The 15,372-nt window shown below is 56.2% G+C and carries 15 protein-coding genes; 12 read left to right on the forward strand and 3 right to left on the reverse strand.

The window, feature by feature from the left end; translation table 11 throughout:
* The first annotated feature begins 7 nt into the window (after positions 1-7).
* The 12 genes from O5O45_RS08130 (at position 8) to O5O45_RS08185 (ending at position 11,621) form a co-directional block, all read left to right on the forward strand.
* Positions 8-1,210, forward strand: coding sequence for a hypothetical protein (locus O5O45_RS08130; RefSeq protein WP_305904716.1), 1,203 nt, complete (start codon positions 8-10; stop codon positions 1,208-1,210).
* Positions 1,211-1,236: 26 nt separating this feature from the next.
* A complete protein-coding gene (locus O5O45_RS08135) occupies positions 1,237-2,355 on the forward strand; it encodes a hypothetical protein (protein WP_305904717.1) in 1,119 nt (372 codons plus the stop codon).
* Positions 2,356-2,359: 4 nt separating this feature from the next.
* The gene (locus O5O45_RS08140) at positions 2,360-4,477 is read left to right on the forward strand and encodes a hypothetical protein (protein ID WP_305904718.1); all 2,118 of its coding nucleotides are present in this window, start codon (positions 2,360-2,362) and stop codon (positions 4,475-4,477) included.
* Entirely contained in the window at positions 4,474-4,659 is a 186-nt protein-coding gene (locus O5O45_RS08145) for a hypothetical protein (RefSeq protein WP_305904719.1), read from the forward strand. The genes O5O45_RS08140 and O5O45_RS08145 overlap by 4 nt, the downstream gene beginning before the upstream one ends.
* 10 nt (positions 4,660-4,669) lie before the next feature.
* Positions 4,670-5,044, forward strand: coding sequence for a hypothetical protein (locus O5O45_RS08150; RefSeq protein WP_305904720.1), 375 nt, complete (start codon positions 4,670-4,672; stop codon positions 5,042-5,044).
* On the forward strand, positions 5,031-5,792 hold the full coding sequence (locus O5O45_RS08155) for a hypothetical protein (protein ID WP_305904721.1): 762 nt from the start codon (positions 5,031-5,033) through the stop codon (positions 5,790-5,792). Before O5O45_RS08150 ends, O5O45_RS08155 begins: the two co-directional genes overlap by 14 nt.
* A gap of 177 nt (positions 5,793-5,969) precedes the next feature.
* Entirely contained in the window at positions 5,970-7,262 is a 1,293-nt protein-coding gene (locus tag O5O45_RS08160; RefSeq protein ID WP_305904722.1) for a hypothetical protein, read from the forward strand.
* Complete coding sequence (locus O5O45_RS08165; protein ID WP_305904723.1) at positions 7,243-9,045, forward strand: papain-like cysteine protease family protein; 1,803 nt, start codon at positions 7,243-7,245, stop codon at positions 9,043-9,045. The genes O5O45_RS08160 and O5O45_RS08165 overlap by 20 nt, the downstream gene beginning before the upstream one ends.
* A 203-nt stretch (positions 9,046-9,248) precedes the next feature.
* Positions 9,249-9,842 carry a hypothetical protein gene (locus O5O45_RS08170; protein WP_305904724.1) on the forward strand — a complete coding sequence of 198 codons (594 nt, stop codon included), beginning with the start codon at positions 9,249-9,251 and terminating at the stop codon, positions 9,840-9,842.
* Positions 9,843-9,932: 90 nt separating this feature from the next.
* Positions 9,933-10,379: an SRPBCC family protein gene (locus O5O45_RS08175; RefSeq protein WP_305904725.1), complete on the forward strand. Its 447-nt coding sequence runs from the start codon at positions 9,933-9,935 to the stop codon at positions 10,377-10,379.
* 109 nt (positions 10,380-10,488) lie between these two features.
* Complete coding sequence (locus tag O5O45_RS08180; protein WP_305904726.1) at positions 10,489-11,043, forward strand: sugar O-acetyltransferase; 555 nt, start codon at positions 10,489-10,491, stop codon at positions 11,041-11,043.
* A gap of 77 nt (positions 11,044-11,120) precedes the next feature.
* Positions 11,121-11,621 carry a hypothetical protein gene (locus O5O45_RS08185; protein ID WP_305904727.1) on the forward strand — a complete coding sequence of 167 codons (501 nt, stop codon included), beginning with the start codon at positions 11,121-11,123 and terminating at the stop codon, positions 11,619-11,621.
* A gap of 164 nt (positions 11,622-11,785) precedes the next feature.
* Here O5O45_RS08185 and O5O45_RS08190 read toward each other — a convergent pair whose 3' ends face one another.
* The 3 genes from O5O45_RS08190 to O5O45_RS08200 all read right to left on the reverse strand — a co-directional run bounded on the left by O5O45_RS08190 (position 11,786) and on the right by O5O45_RS08200 (position 14,833).
* A complete protein-coding gene (locus tag O5O45_RS08190) occupies positions 11,786-12,370 on the reverse strand; it encodes a hypothetical protein (protein WP_305904728.1) in 585 nt (194 codons plus the stop codon).
* 362 nt (positions 12,371-12,732) lie between these two features.
* On the reverse strand, positions 12,733-13,014 hold the full coding sequence (locus tag O5O45_RS08195; protein WP_305904729.1) for a hypothetical protein: 282 nt from the start codon (positions 13,012-13,014) through the stop codon (positions 12,733-12,735).
* A gap of 223 nt (positions 13,015-13,237) precedes the next feature.
* On the reverse strand, positions 13,238-14,833 hold the full coding sequence (locus O5O45_RS08200) for an ABC-F family ATPase (protein ID WP_305904730.1): 1,596 nt from the start codon (positions 14,831-14,833) through the stop codon (positions 13,238-13,240).
* Between the last annotated feature and the right edge of the window lie 539 nt (positions 14,834-15,372).

A 15,372-nucleotide genomic window follows, 5' to 3' on the forward strand; every position in this document is an offset into this window, starting at 1 on the left:
GTCAACCATGCCTAGCAACACAAAAATCTCGCTTAACCCCGGCGCCTTGGAGGCCGCGGTATTAAAACTGATTAATTCGGTGAACGAGCAGGGGCAGTTGCCGGCGTTGCTCGAAATCTACATCGAGAGCAACGAGATCGAGAAGTCCCGGTTCACGCCGGAAGTCAAAGCAGCGATGATCGACTACCTGCTGGATCGCGGCGTACAGATCGACGACATCGACAAGCTCAAAAAGGGCGGCTACGACGAGCATTTCGCGCTCGCCTACGACTATGCCCTGAGCACCGCCGGCGGCGAAGAGGATCCTCTGGACGCGGCGCGGCGCAAAGGCGGCGGCCGTGGTTTCGGACAATGGGACTTCACGGTCGATCACTTTGATGATGTCGAAGAGCAGGGCGTCGTTAAAGAGAATATTCTGGCGGCGGGCGCGTTGGATTACATCTTCGAATTCGGCGAGCGCCTCGGCGTGTTCCGCCTGGTGGACGCGCTGGTGCTGAACTGGGCCGCAGGCTCCATTGATGTGGTGGAAGGTCCGGCGGCCGCCCGTTTATACCGTTACTGGAAGCTGCGGGAAGAGCGCGCCTCGCTCGACGAACGCGGCATGGTGTATCGGCGGGTGTTGAACAAGGGCTCCACCGAAGTGCTGTCGCGCATGGTGGTCAACGAACCTTTCCCCTTGTTGTGGCGCAACCTGATGGCGGAAGTGGCGGAGTACATCGATAAGACTGAAAAAGTCGACGACGGCGCCGGGGAATTCTCACCCGTGTCCCGCTCCCGCATCTACCAGGCTACCCGTGAGCTGCAATACAACCTGACCGAATACTGCACCGGCATGGCCCATGTGCAGGCGCGGGAATTCTATGCGCAACTGCAGGAGTGCTTCGAAATCCTGAAGGATGACGAAATCATGTCCTACTTCGGCGGCAACCGCCGTAAGAGCCTGTGGACGGTGATCGAAAAGCTGTCCAAGGAAGAATTCGGCGCCTCGCCCAATATCGCCGCGCATCGCTCATTGGCGGTGGACGGCAACCGTATATTCCAGTGGATCGCCAATTACAACGAGGCGGCGGTGCGGCAGGAGGATTTCATCGCCTTCCTGCAGGCGGCCGAGTCCTACATCCTCAACTTCACCTCCGCGTCTGATCAGGAAATAGATGAGTATGCGGAAGAGGATGATTTCGAATTCGCCGACGAGGACGACGATTTCTAACCCAGGCCAACAGGGAGCCCAGTCGCATGAGTGAACAGGCTATCAAAGACATTGCAAGAGAATATACGCGCAGGACTTTGGCCCAGTCGGCCACATTTCACCAGTTGGGGATTGATGACCAAAAGGCCTTGTATCTGGACGTTTATCGGCAGAACTATCAGCAATTGGCGCAGAACGCCAATGGCGGCGCGCATTATCCTGCGCCTTATGGCCGTCAGCAGAGCCTGCCAAGCCAGGCCATGGCGGGACCGAAAAAAGCCAGCGACATGATTGACGACGATCGCCACAAAAATCAGCGCATCGATCAGGCCGGCGAGCTGGCGGGCGGTTTTATTGACGAGGTGGATTTTCCCGGCTTCGTCAAAGATCTGCTCAAAGGGGTGTTCGACGCCAATCTGGAAGTCACCCTGGCGCAGATGGAGTCTTATCAGAAGCTGCTGAAGGCGGCGACCCAGTCCGTCTCCAAATTCATTAATGCTATCGACGACTCCGCCTCCTTCGGCTATCTGGCGGAGAACAACAGCGATGAGTTTGGCCTGGACTTCAGTGATGAGGAAAACGCCGACGGCTCGCGCAAAGTGGTGCTGACCGACAGAAACGGCGATCCGGTGGACCTGGGAGATAATCAGGTCAAGGCCCGCATCATGGACGCCAAGATTCAAATGGCGAAAGAGCAGCGCGCCATGCTGCGTGAGACCATTCTGATGGGCATCACCCGTCTGGTGGTGGAGCGCGGCAACGTAAAGGCCTCTGTGCTGTTCGACATCAAGGCCACCGAACAGGTGCAAAAGGCGGACAAGGCGGCGTTGCAGGAACTCAAATCCTCCAGCAACAGCGTCAGCGCCAGCGGCGGCCTGATCGGCGCCATCTTCGGCGGTCCCAAGGGCGGGCATACTTCCAGCACGCGCAAAACCAAAATCTCTGTGTCCAGCGCCAAAAGCGTCTCGAATACGGAACTGGCGGCGAAGGTGGCGGGCTCGGTGGATATCACCTTCAAATCCGACTACTTCAAGCTGGATAACTTCGCTGCGCTGTATCAGGGCGGCAATGACGGCGGCGCGCGGCTTGGTCCCTCGCAGCAGGTGGCTGCGCAACCGGGTGCGGCGCCGGCGGCCGCTCCGCCAGCGCCGGTAGCGGGAAGATAAACACGTGGCGCTGGCGCTGATCCTGGCGATACAGCCCGGACCCGATGGCGTCGCAGTGCGGTTCGACATTGGTCACAACCGCTATCTGCGATGGAGCCTGGGGGAGGGCGAGAGCGAGACCGCCAACGGACTGCCCCGTCTGACCGGCGCGGCCGGGCGCTCCAGCCTGATCGGCCCGCTGCGGCCGGAGGCGAGAGGGCGCGGTGAGTTCGTCATTCCTCGCGCCATGCTGACGCGAGAGAAACGCGCGCTGCAGATCACCAGTTACCGGGATGAAAACGGCGCCGGTCCCGCTATCTCTGCGGTGGAGACCTTGCCGGTCTCCCTGCTCAGCGATCTGGGCGGCGAGCCGCCGCCACCGGCGGGATTAGCGTTAGGGGCGACACAGGCAAGTAAAAAGGACAGCATCATGACAGCCGTATCCCCTGCATATCAGAGACAGACAGCCATGGCGCGGCAAGTGGATAACGCGCCTTTTCATCTACGGGAAAGGCGTTTGAGCCGGCCAATGTTCATTGATGCGATCGTGGGCGCGCTGCCCAGTCTGTTGCCTATGCTGGCGCCGGCGATCGGTTCTCTATTGGCCGGCGTGGCGCCTGCAGTAGGACAAGTGGCGGGACAGGTCGTGCGCAGCGTATCCGGCGGCGGCGCGCCGCGGGCGGACGCAGGAACCCAGACCGCCGTGGCGCAAATCGCCAATCTGGCGGAACAGGCTTTGCGTGCGGCGGGCCCTGCATCGCAACAAATACTTACTCCAGACAACATGCGCCAGATCATACAACTGATTCAGGCCGGCGCCGCAGCGCAAGGCGGGGCGACCGCCAGAGCCAGTGGGCTATCGTTGTGTGGGCCCAGACGTCGTCATTTGAGTCTGGCGCGCTCTCAGTACAGTCAGGCTCAAGTCGCCCCGGCGTTATTGGCGGCGCTGCCCGCATTGATGCCTTTGCTGCAGCAGGTGCTGAGCCCGCAGACGGTGCAGAGCATCATTGACGCGCCGCAGCGCATGACTGGCCAGATTATCAACGGCATCACCGACTTCGCCCGCCTGGGCCTCCAGGCCGACCAGCAATTGCAGGAGCATCTGCGCGCCCTTAACCCGGGAGTGGACGATCCTGCGCTGCATCAATTGCTGGCGGGCTTGAGTCTGGGCATGACCGCCCGTCGCGGACGCCCCTACAAGCGGGTCGGCAGCGTGCGTTTGCTGTTGGATCATGCGCCGACACAAGTGGTGTTCGGGCGGGAAGTGTCTCTGTATCAGCAGGGCGCGCCGCTGCAGTTTCCTCTATCCGTGGAGACGCCCCAGGCCATTCGCGACGCGGAGCTGATGCTGCAGATCAAACAGGCGGATGACTTGCGCATTGTGCATGAGGACGCCGAGCCGGTGGGCGACGTCAGTTCCGGCCCGCTGGAGATCATTCCGCGTGTGGAGGCGGACGTCTCGGCGCGCTTGTCGCCGCAGAAAGACTATATCGTCGTGCTCACCCTGATCTGGCGCAATAGCAAGGGGCAGAGCCGGGGAACCTCCGTGCAGCACAGTATCAGTCTGATGGGGGACTATCGTTTTGACAGAGTGGAGGAGGACGGTGAACTCATTCCCCTAAGCGACCGGGAAACCTATCGGGATTACTGGCATCGTCTGTGGGAGGGGCCGTTTAACAGCGATACGCGTCGAGTGGATATCCAGAGCCGCTATTACCTGACCCTCAATCCAGAACGCAATCGCAACGCCAGGCTGGATTCCGACGTGCGCACCGAACAGGAAGGGCCGCGGGCCGCTATCCGTTTGCGCAGTGGGTATGAATATAGCTTGTATGCGCTGAATCACCTGATGACGCGGCTGGCGCCGGATCAAGAGGCGCTGAGCGACGCGGCGCTGGAGGCGCTCAACGGCGCCGACTTTGTCGAGCGCTTCAATCAGGCGGCGCAGCATCAGGGACAAATCCGCGGTCGTCCCGGCGAGTCTGCGGCCTTGTGGGCGTTTCCCGTCTTCAAGATGCAGACCCTGGTGATGGTCAGGGCGGAAAACGTGGACGCAAACGGCGTGATCGGCGGCCTGTCGGAAGAACGCATACGCTTCCCGATGCCCGCCATGGTGCATTTCGTGGGAGTGAAACAAGCATGAAGAACAGACATTCCCGGCCGCGCTCCCAGTCAGGTTCCCGGTCCTTCTCCGAGCGCGATATCGCGGATCAGTTTCAAGGGCTGGAAGTGGAATTCAATGACAAGGTGACGCTGTTTCCCGTGCAGGTGGAGCGCGATGCGCCGCCGCGGCGCAGACGTCCGATGCGAAATTACCTGCAATAGGGCGCCGACAATGAGCGACTCCATGAATCCCAATCAGAATGTGGCGGTCGGTGATCAAGATGATCTCATTGAGCCGGCGCCGCCACAGGATCAGGAGCTTCTTGCTCAGGAAGACCAGTTTCCTGGATTGGCGGCGATGCTGGAGGATTTTCTGACGCCGCAACTGGCCTTTGACGTCGACCCGGCGCAACCGGATCAACTGTTGGGCCTGTTTGTCGAACGTCTGGCGCTGGACATGCCCATCGAGCTGCAGTCGCTCCGGGATGAAAATGATGTTTTCACCGTTGGCGTGGCTCCGCCGACCCAATGGATCGAAACCAGCGTGCAACCGGTGTTGCACAGACTGCGGGTCACTTTGGAGTTGAACGACGATGACGACGCGTGAAAGCAAATCCTGGAATCTGGAGCAGTTTCTGGACTCGCTGATCCTGGAGCTGGATAAGGCGCAGGACACACTGTCCCTGAAGGGGCTGACGCGCAAGCTGACCTACACCGTCAAAGACGTGGCGCTGGATCTGAATATCTTCCCGGTGCTGGAGGACGGCAAGGTGAAGTTTCAGATGGTGAAACCCGGCGAGACCGGCGGCTCACGGATTTCTTTTCAATTGGGCTCCATCACCGGTCGGCAGATTCGCGAGAGCGCCAACGAGCCGCCCAACAAGGACGATGTGCAACTGGATACCCTGGACGAGGTGGATGAAGAGGTGAAGCAAAGCCTGCGCAAGATAGGCGTCACCTCTACGCGGGATCTGGAGAAATTGAACCAGCGCAATGTGAATATTGAGAACGTCGTGAAGGATAAAACCGGCGGCGAAAAAAGCCTCGACTATTCTGATCTCGCCAATCTGATCAACAAGGCGCGTCGGCGCAAATTGTCGCCGCAATTGTCCACGCTGAGCGCGACGGAGCAGGAGGAAGCGGTGGAGCTGACCCTGCGCGGCAGTAACTTTGTCTTGCAGCAAAGCGCCAGTTATCCGGCCGCCATGGTGAACAACCAGAAAGCCGAAGTACTGCATGCGGACGCCGGCGAGTTGAGACTGAAAGTGCCGCGGCAGGCGCTTAAAGACGGCGACAACGCCCTGGCCATCGCCCTGGACCCCTATGCGGTGATGCAACTGAATCTGCAGTCCTGAGAGTGCAGCGCAGTCCATGGCCTAATGCGTAGTCCCAAGAATAAAGTGCAGTTCTGAGAATAAAGCGTAGTTCTGAGGATAAAGCGTAGTTCTGAGGATAAAGATTAAAGCAGGCGCGGTAGCGATACTCGCCAAACCAACATTGACTGGATACGAACCTTCGGAGGGGACGCCTCTATGGGACGAAGTCTGCGATCACTGGAGCAGTCGCTGGCGCGGGACGCCCATCCCGAACGCAGCGACGCCAGAGAACTTAAACGGCAAGACGCGATCCGGCGCGGAACGGGCATGTCGGCGTCGCCCCTTGGGTATCGGGAGCAAATCGAGGTGGTGCGCGGTCAGCGCGTCGCCCAGCCGACCCGGAGTCTCAGAGCGCTGGAGGACCGCGTGCTGGGACGCAGGCCCTCCGCGCCCGCGACGGCGGATAAACCGCCGCAACGCACCATGCTGCGGATGGATCAGGAACAGGCGCCACCGCTTCCTGCGCCCGCGCCTGTACTCGCACCGGAACAGAATACCTTCGCGCCGACGGCGCACTCCTGGAGCGCTTCGCAAAGTTATCAGCCCCAATACCAGAATAGCCATCAAACAAGCTATCCGCAGCCGGCGGCGGACGCACTGGCTTACGCGCCCGAATTCTCCGCTCTGGATTCCGGGCGCTTTCGGGTGGAGCCTTTTGAAGAGCCGCAGGCGGTTTCTCAAAGTCGCGCATTGAGCGGGCCGACTTCGCCGGACGACTTATTCAGGCCCGATCCCGCCGTGGCGTCGCCGGCGCCTTCTGATTCCACGCCCGTTTACGCGCCGGCGTCTCAGCCGCGTTTGCGAGCAGAATCGCCCAATGCCCCTCAACCCGCGTCTCCAGCGGTGGTCAGCCGGCAGGAGGAAGAGGATGACCTTAACTGGCTGACGGAGTCGCAACCGCAGCGGGTGACGGCGGCGAGTAAACAGGCGCTGGATGCGGGGCTGGCGTTAGCGAAAGACGATTTCGAACGGGATCTGGCCGCTATCCTCGGGCAGCCGGCGTCGACCGCCCCTGAGCCTGGTGAGCCGCCGCTGACGTCTCAGGCGCAACCCGCATCGCCTCCGGCTCCAAACGCCTCGGGGACGCCGCAGAATCAGGAGCCAGCGCCCGCCCATCCTTCCCACGATGTGTTTGATCAGATGGGGCTGGCCATGCGCTACGCGAACAGCTTCGATCTGGGGGCCGTGCCCTTAAAAGAGCGTTTTGATCATTTTGAGAGAGAGCTGCAGGGAGCGCCTCCGCAGCCATCGCAACTGTCGGCGCCGCCGACTGTGCAAAGTCCTTTCGTGGACCCCATGAATCTGGATGAGTTTGATCTGGTGGCGGAACTGGCGGAGATCGGCGCTGAGCGCCCACCGCAGCCACCGATCCCGGAAACCGAGACAGACAACAAGGCAAACCGCACTGAAGAAACAGCAGGTGACGACAATGAGCAACCGACTGGCTGACCTGGAACAAACACTGGCGCCGCGCGCGCCCGCTCGCTCCAAACCCAACAAGCAACAGAAAATGCGTAGCGCGCTGGACCGTATGCAGCAGCCACAACCCGCTCCACCAGCGCCGAGCACGCCGCCAGTGGGGCAGGGGCTCAGCGCCCGGGTGTCGCGCTGGCCGGGGCGGGGGCGTCACGCCGCCCACAGCTTTTCCTCCATCAGCTACGACGTGCCGGGAAATTTCTGGGTCATGGCGCAGCCTTCCGGGATGACCTGTTGGGCGACGGTGTTTACCATGCTGAAAAGCTGGCGCTCGCAACGTCAGTTGACCATTGAGCAGGCGCTGGCGACGGTGGGCGAGCGCTGGGTGAATATATTCCGCGCCAATGGCGGTTTGTCCGGCGACGATAAACCCACTTTCATATCCACCTCCGGTCTGGTGGCGGAACCGCCGCAAAGTTACAGCCTGGAGGGCTGGGAAGGTTTGTTGCGCAACTACGGACCGGTCTGGGTGACCACCGACGAAGCGCCGGGCGAGCCCTGGGCGATCCACGCCCGCATCATTACTGGCATGCATGGCGACGGCACGCCGGAGAACACCAAGTTCAAGATTGTCGATCCGGCGGGCGGTAGACGTTATGAAGAATCGATCGCCGTGTTCATTCCCAAATACGAAGAGGAAGTGCGCCGCACCGGCTATATGCGCATTCAGGTCGTGCACTGGCAGGCGGATGCGGTGAGCGAGCAGCGGGCGATGTCCTACGGTCGCAGTCTTCCAGCTCCGTCCCGCAGCTTCAGTGCGCCGGCGGCTTTTGGACATAGCCGCGCCTTTGACTATACCGACGCGCTGGCGGCGCATCGGCAGGCGATGGCGATGAACCAGTCTTTCGATGTGCGCTATAACGTGCAGCTGGTGCCCCAGCAAACCGGTTTCTCCTGTTGGGCGGCGGGATTCGCCATGATTGTCGGCTGGCGCGAACAAATGAGTATTGATCCCTCGGAAATCGCCAGAGCGGTGGGCTATTGGTCGCAGTATCAAAACGGCCTGCACCCCGAAGATCTGCGGGTGATGAATGTGTGGGGCTTCACCCCGGAAGCGCCGCAGTCCTACATGATCGAAGCTTTCGTCGACTTGCTGCGCAACTACGGTCCTCTATGGATCGCCACGGCGGAGCCCGGACCTCATATCCGGGTGGTCACTGGCATCCACGGCGACGGCACGCCGGACGGCACGATTCTGCATATCAACGATCCCTGGGAGCAGGGCATGAGCAGCTTCCGTCCGTCCAATCGCGGTTCTCAGTACACGGAAACTTATCGTCAGTTTGAACAGAAACAGGCAACCCTGGCGGGCCAGGAGATGAGCTACAAAGCGCCCATTTATGTCGCGCACCTGCCCAGCCTGCCGGACTGGATGCGCAACCCGGCGGCGCAAAGCTTCTCCGCCTACGTCGGTCACTCCATCGCCATGGAAGCGCCCAGCAACCCCGCCAATTATCGGCTGCTCACTTCTGGAACCTGGAACAGCAATACCTCGCTGCGTGTGCAGGGCGGCCAAGGCATGTGGTTTAAAATCCGCAACGCCAACGTGCTGGGAACCACTATCACCATCACCGATCAGGCGGGACAGACCAAACAATCCATCATCCTGCCGGCCTCCAGCGTCGAATTCGTCTTCGCCATCTTCGGCTCAGAACCCATGGGCTGGCGCTTCGACATCTCCACCAACAGCGACGCCTTCATCGTCACCTGGGAACTCTGGAGCACCTGGGTTCCGGGCATGCCGCCGAATGGGTGATGGGAAAAAATTAGACTCAAGCTTGTTTGACTAAACCTACTCAGACTTGATGCGCTGGATATCGCTTAGAGGCAGATATCCAGCGCATTGAATGCTGATCGATTTATAGAGCCCCTCTTCACTCTGTACTGATTCCCGGGTAAGTTCTAACCTGTGATTTCTTGCGTTTTTCAGACATAACGCAGAAGTATGAGGAGGCGAGATTGACAAGTTTGTATGAGTGGAACCCAATGCCTCATGTCGTGGATATCTGTTGTCCTGAATGTGGCGATAAAGCTCAATTTGAGTTTGCTGAAGTGGTTCGAATCAGAAAGAAGGAAGAGGTTGCCTTCTTCCAACAAAATAATGCGTTCGAATACCGGCAATTTACAGATGGTTGCGGCCATAAATGGCATGCGGCGATTTATTATGCCGGTATGCATGGCGGTTCGGTGAATGCCATTACTGAGCTACCAAAAGGCTATGAATCTGATGACTGGTCCCATTCAAAATTTCTTGTCCGCGACCATGGTACGGACATGGGGTCAATATTCTGCGGAAACTGCCATTTGAATCGGCATCATAACCTGAGCTGGCCGGGTGATGCATACTATTCAATTGAGTATCGGGGTAATGTCTTGTGGGCGTTTAATCAAGAGTCTGCGCATGATCTGCACCGCTTTATAAGCAGTAATGAAAGGAAAGTTGATGCTTATAAGTGGGGTCACTTTTTGAGGCATATACCAACAGTGTTTAAAACAAAGGCGGCGCGTGAGCCAATAGCCAAGAAATTGGCCAAATTGTTACGCTCTGACTAGATATACTTGGTTTATCTCATAGGCTCTGGTAAGAGGCGAATGAGTTAATACGACGGTCATAAGCATCAAAAGCTTCAAGGAGGGATAATTATGTCTGGAAACACCGTCCGTCTGCACCGCGTGCTGCGTACGACGCCTGAAAAAATCTATCGCGCTTTTCTTGATCCAGAGGCGATGGCCAGGTGGCTGCCGCCGAATGGGTTTGTCGGTAAGGTGCATGGCATGGACGCCAAGGTAGGCGGTGGATACAGGATGTCCTTCACCAATTTTTCCACCGGACATAGCCACTCTTTTGGCGGGGTTTATCATGAGCTGGTTCCCCATGAGCGTATCCGCTATACCGCGTCTTTTGACGATTCCAATCTGCCTGGCGAGATGCAGACCACGGTTACCCTGAGACAAGTCTCCTGCGGCTGTGAGCTGCACATTACCCAGGAAGGCATCCCGGAAATGATTCCAGTGGAAGCCTGCTATTTGGGGTGGCAGGAGTCTCTGGAACATCTGGCGAGACTGGTGGAGCCTGAGATACCGGATTGATCATTAACCCTGTTGCCGCAGGGCTCCTATCTAACGAATTTGTCCGATATAGTGGATTCTCTTTTACACAGGCCGCGATGCGCCTGGAACGGTAATTCAAGGAATCCCTATGTCGGAAAAGATGAAAATGCTGGCGGGTCAGCTCTACGACCCGACTGATCCTGAACTGGTGGAAATGCGCCTGAGCGCACGCTTGTTGACGGAGCAACTGAACGCCACCAGTGCAGTGGAGCCGGATGCGCGCAGGCGTCTGGTCAAGGAGTTGTTTGGGACCACTGGGGAGAACATTTTCATCGAGTCTTCTTTCAACTGTGATTATGGCCGCCATATCCATGTGGGGGAAAACTTTTACGCTAACTTCGGCTGTGTGATTCTGGATGTGGCGGAGGTGCGCATTGGCGATAACTGCCTGATTGCACCTCAGGTCGGCATCTACACCGCCACGCACCCTATCGATCCTGTGGAGCGCAACAGTGGTAAAGAATACGCCTTGCCCGTCACCATCGGCCACAACTGCTGGATTGGCGGACAGGCTACGATTAACCCGGGCGTCACCTTGGGCGATAACGTGGTCATCGCCTCCGGCGCGGTGGTGAGCAAAAGCTTTGGGAATAATGTGGTGATCGCGGGAAATCCGGCTAGAGTGATAAGAGAAATACCGTAGGCTCGTGGCGAAACCTGGGCCCGATACGGTAAAAACAATTCGCGTCGCAAAGGCGGTGGCGCCGGAGGGGGAATATCATGCTGGAATTGAATCGGGAACGATGGGCGCAGTTATCGCACGCATTCGGCGAAGCGGGGGATATCCCGGATATGTTGCAGGAACTGGCGAAAATGCCGCCGTCGGACACCTTTGAATCCGAACCCTACTTTTCACTTTGGAATGCGTTGTGTCATCAGGGAGATGTATACACTGCGTCCTACGCGGCGGTTCCTCATATTGTCGATATCCTGAGCCGGAACCCTCAAGACGCGCCGATAGACTTCTTCCTGTTGCCCGTATCGATAGAAATCACCCGGCTTCATGGTCACGGGCCTGAGATGTCGGCGGAACTGGAAGAGGGCTATCATAACGCCATCGCCATGTTGCCGGGTCTCGCCGCCAAGGCGAAACCGAAAGATGAAGTTGGCGTGAGAGTATTAGCCGCCGTGATGGCCGTCGTACATGGCCAGGCTGCATTGGCTGAAGCGATTATGGAATTAAGCCCTGAAGTCATTGAAGACTTTATGGAAGAAATATAGCTGCTTTTATTGGTGATTAATCTCTTTTTTAATATATATTTCCACTTGTCATAATGAGGCCATTCTGGATGCTGGTAAGCAGTCAGGTGCGAATACAAAAAAGCAGAGACGAATATCATCGACTCTGCTTTTTCCATCTTATAGATCCTGTCCGGATCTAAACATTAATCCAGCCAGTAAATGTCTTGTACTGTGATTAAAGTGCCTGCTTGAGAGTTCATGGAACCTTCGCGCAGATAAACTTGCTCACCCACGATTTCCACCCACAAACCGTCCAGCTTCATCGCGTCCTGTTGATTGATGCTGAAGTTCAGCAGGTAATTGCCGCCTTCTGGCGTACGCAGGCTGATATCGGCGAAACGAATGTCTTTGGCGGGTTTGGTGACAACCAGTTTGCCGCTCAGCGTGACGATGTTAGGTGTTACGTCAGTTACGCAAGCGCCGCTTTCTTCAGAGTAAACGCGGCCTTCCTCGCAAGAGCAGTGGCTGGGAGCGCCCCAGGCGCCCAGATCGCGGGTGCAGATCTGAGGATAACGGCCTTGTCTGCCAAGGTCGTTGTAGGCAGTTTGAGTCAGGCAGGTGCCGGTGACTTCGCTGTACACCTGGTCTTCAGGGCACTGGCAGATACTGGCGTTGCCCCAGACGTTGATATCCATGGTGCAGATCAACGCATCGGTTTTACCTTCCGCAAAAGCGGGCAGAGTGAAAATACAAAGACATGAAAGCAGAACCAGTTTAATTAATCTCATTGTTACCTCTAACCTGTAATTTTAATTTCCATATATTGAAATAATCTGGCAATAAATGAGCAGAATATAGTCTGATTGAAAAAATCTTAGAATATATAAAACCCATTAACTGCAACGGCGCGCATTGTAAGAAGGGAAAATAACTCCGCCTATCGTATTTTCTACGAGTCGCTGAAAATAAATGACGAAAAATTAAAAATATGGGGTTATATAAAAAACGAATTGATGTGAATCAATTAAGAAAAACGATATGTGGTATTTATGTAAATATATCGGTTTTAACGTATTGTATGTGGAGGTCTAAAATATTGGTTTGCACAGACTCTTGTCTGATGACGGAAGCGTGAATGGGCGCCTACGGCTTAGAAGTAAACGCCGATCGCCATCACCGCCAAGGTTAATAACAATGGGACTCCAACCAGCAATGCTGGCAAAGTCAGGATGTAAAAAACAGGCCTTGCTACGACCGATCTGGTGTTGGACGCGAATAAAGCGGATAGGATCAGAAATCCTTCTGTCAGCAGTAAATTGCTCCATATGCTCTTGGCGGCGCCCAAACTCTCGTCAAAAAATAACGCGTGTATGCTGTGGGCGGCGGCGATCAACGCGAGGCAGGTGAAAACCACCGCGATGGTTACTTGCATCCTGGATAACATGGATCGATGAACGCTTGTCTTGGGCATGGATTAATTGGGCTTCAATATGCACGAGAGTGGCTGCATGCGTTGTTGAATCAGTAGAACATATAAATATTGAGTTGAGCTATGAGAGTCAGCTGTTTCTTGTCAGAGCGGGTTAATCAGGAAAGGCTTGCGTGGGTCAAATTCAAAAGGGGTCGAAACAAATTTCGACCCCTTTCTTTTTGACTTAAACGTCCATGCCCTGAGAGCGAAGGTATTCATCATAAGTGCCGGCGAAATTGATCACGCTGTTTGGTGTGATGTCGATGATTCGCGTGGCGAGTGAGGAGACGAATTCGCGGTCGTGGCTGACGAAAATGACGGTGCCTTCGAATTTCTCCAGAGAGAGGTTGAGGGATTCGATGGATTCCATGTCCAAGTGGTTGGTGGGCTCGTCCATGACGATAATGTTGGGACGTTGCAGCATGATTTTGCCAAACAACATGCGGCCCTGTTCGCCCCCGGAAATTTTGGTGACGGACTTCTTGATCTCGTCGCCTGAAAACAGCAGTTGTCCCAGGATGCCGCGAATCACCTGATCGTCATCTTTGGGCTGACGCCATTGGCTCATCCATTCGAATAAGCTCATGTCCTCAGCGAAATCGGCGGCGTGGTCCTGCGCGTAGTAACCAATCGACGCGCCTTCCGACCATTTCACGATGCCCGCGTCCGGTTCGACTTCGTTCATCAGGCAGCGCATCAGTGTGGTTTTACCTGCGCCGTTGGCGCCCAGAACCGCTACTTTTTCGCCGACTTCAACCATCATATCCAGCTTTTTAAACAGGCTGAGATCTTCATAGCCTTTGCTGAGACCTTCCACTTCCAGCGCCAGGCGGAACAGTTTCTTCTCCTGGTTGAAGCGGATATAGGGGTTAACCCGGCTGGAAGCCTTAACTTCCGCCAGTTGGATTTTCTCCATCTGACGAGCGCGGGACGTCGCCTGCTTGGCTTTAGAAGCGTTTGCGGAGAAGCGGGCGACAAACTGCGCCAGATCGTCCAGCTGCGCTTGCTTCTTCTCATTCTCAGCCAGCAGCTGTGAGCGCGCCAGAGTTGAGGCGGCCATGTACTGGTCGTAGTTGCCGGGGTAGAGGCGAATCTCGCCGTAATCCACATCCGCCATGTGCGTACACACGCTGTTCAGGAAGTGACGATCGTGAGAAATGATGATCATGGTGCTGTTTCTGGCGTTCAACACATCTTCCAGCCAGCGGATGGTGTTGATGTCCAGGTTGTTGGTCGGCTCATCGAGCAACAGAACGTCTGGGTCCGAAAACAGCGCTTGCGCCAACAGAACCCGTAACTTCCAGCCGGGAGCGACGGCGCTCATCAGCCCATAGTGTTGTTCGACGGGAATGCCGACGCCAATCAACAATTCGCCCGCGCGGGACTCGGCGGTATAACCATCCATTTCTGCGAAGGCGCCTTCCAGGTCGGCGACTTTCATGCCGTCCTCGTCGCTCATTTCCGGCAGGCTGTAGATGCGATCCCGCTCACGCTTTACTTCCCACAGCTCGGGATAACCCATGATGACCGTGTCGATGACAGAATAGTTTTCGTACGCGAACTGATCCTGACGCAATTTACCTACGCGGGCGTTCGGCTCAATGGAAACCACGCCGGCGGTCGGGCTCAGATCGCCGCCGAGGATTTTCATAAACGTCGACTTCCCGCAACCATTAGCGCCGATCAGGCCGTAGCGGCCGCCGGGGGAGAACTTGACGGAGACGTTTTCAAACAGCGGCCGGGAGCCGAATTGCATCGTAATGTTCGCAGTACTAATCACAGCATTGTCCAGGAAATAAACAGAAGGGCCGCGCATGATAGAGCAATCGCCGCTTAGGGCCAAGAGTGGCGGTGTGATAATGTGTGAAAGACCTTTATTGTGTTGCACATACTGGAAAGCACTATTCGGCGAACATTTGTTATTTTATGTAAGTTGGTATTGATTAATTAGTAAGGGGCATAGATGCGATATTAAATTGCATTTTTGTCGCCTCTACATGGAAAATGTAAGTTGATTGCGGCATTGAAAAAAATTAATCTAATACTATAACTCTGCATACAGTTCGTTAAATGAGACGGATTGTTTCTTATTGACTCTTCTTAGCTGAACGGCCATTAATCAGGAGGCCAGGGAATAGCATGGAAATACGCCAAACCAATTTTAATATCAGGCTGTCAGTCATTCCGTTTTTAATTTATCTATAACAGGCGCACCTGCCTGTCATTTAACTTTTCCCCGTTGTAACCCGGACCTATTGATTGACGACGAATCAGTCTCCCAGAGACGTAACTCGCTCGTTGTCAGCCATGAAGGTCTCC

This window comes from Hahella sp. HNIBRBA332 (genome assembly GCF_030719035.1).
Lineage (GTDB): Bacteria > Pseudomonadota > Gammaproteobacteria > Pseudomonadales > Oleiphilaceae > Hahella.

What these genes read in the sequence shown, in the direction of transcription:
- O5O45_RS08185 (WP_305904727.1), top strand. Translation starts at nt 11,121, where the DNA reads ATGCTGGAATTGAATCGGGAACGATGGGCGCAGTTATCGCACGCATTC.
- O5O45_RS08130 (WP_305904716.1), top strand. Translation starts at nt 8, where the DNA reads ATGCCTAGCAACACAAAAATCTCGCTTAACCCCGGCGCCTTGGAGGCC.
- O5O45_RS08190 (WP_305904728.1), bottom strand. Translation starts at nt 12,370, where the DNA reads ATGAGATTAATTAAACTGGTTCTGCTTTCATGTCTTTGTATTTTCACT.
- O5O45_RS08150 (WP_305904720.1), top strand. Translation starts at nt 4,670, where the DNA reads ATGAGCGACTCCATGAATCCCAATCAGAATGTGGCGGTCGGTGATCAA.
- O5O45_RS08160 (WP_305904722.1), top strand. Translation starts at nt 5,970, where the DNA reads ATGGGACGAAGTCTGCGATCACTGGAGCAGTCGCTGGCGCGGGACGCC.
- O5O45_RS08195 (WP_305904729.1), bottom strand. Translation starts at nt 13,014, where the DNA reads ATGCAAGTAACCATCGCGGTGGTTTTCACCTGCCTCGCGTTGATCGCC.
- O5O45_RS08145 (WP_305904719.1), top strand. Translation starts at nt 4,474, where the DNA reads ATGAAGAACAGACATTCCCGGCCGCGCTCCCAGTCAGGTTCCCGGTCC.
- O5O45_RS08135 (WP_305904717.1), top strand. Translation starts at nt 1,237, where the DNA reads ATGAGTGAACAGGCTATCAAAGACATTGCAAGAGAATATACGCGCAGG.
- O5O45_RS08180 (WP_305904726.1), top strand. Translation starts at nt 10,489, where the DNA reads ATGTCGGAAAAGATGAAAATGCTGGCGGGTCAGCTCTACGACCCGACT.
- O5O45_RS08175 (WP_305904725.1), top strand. Translation starts at nt 9,933, where the DNA reads ATGTCTGGAAACACCGTCCGTCTGCACCGCGTGCTGCGTACGACGCCT.
- O5O45_RS08165 (WP_305904723.1), top strand. Translation starts at nt 7,243, where the DNA reads ATGAGCAACCGACTGGCTGACCTGGAACAAACACTGGCGCCGCGCGCG.
- O5O45_RS08155 (WP_305904721.1), top strand. Translation starts at nt 5,031, where the DNA reads ATGACGACGCGTGAAAGCAAATCCTGGAATCTGGAGCAGTTTCTGGAC.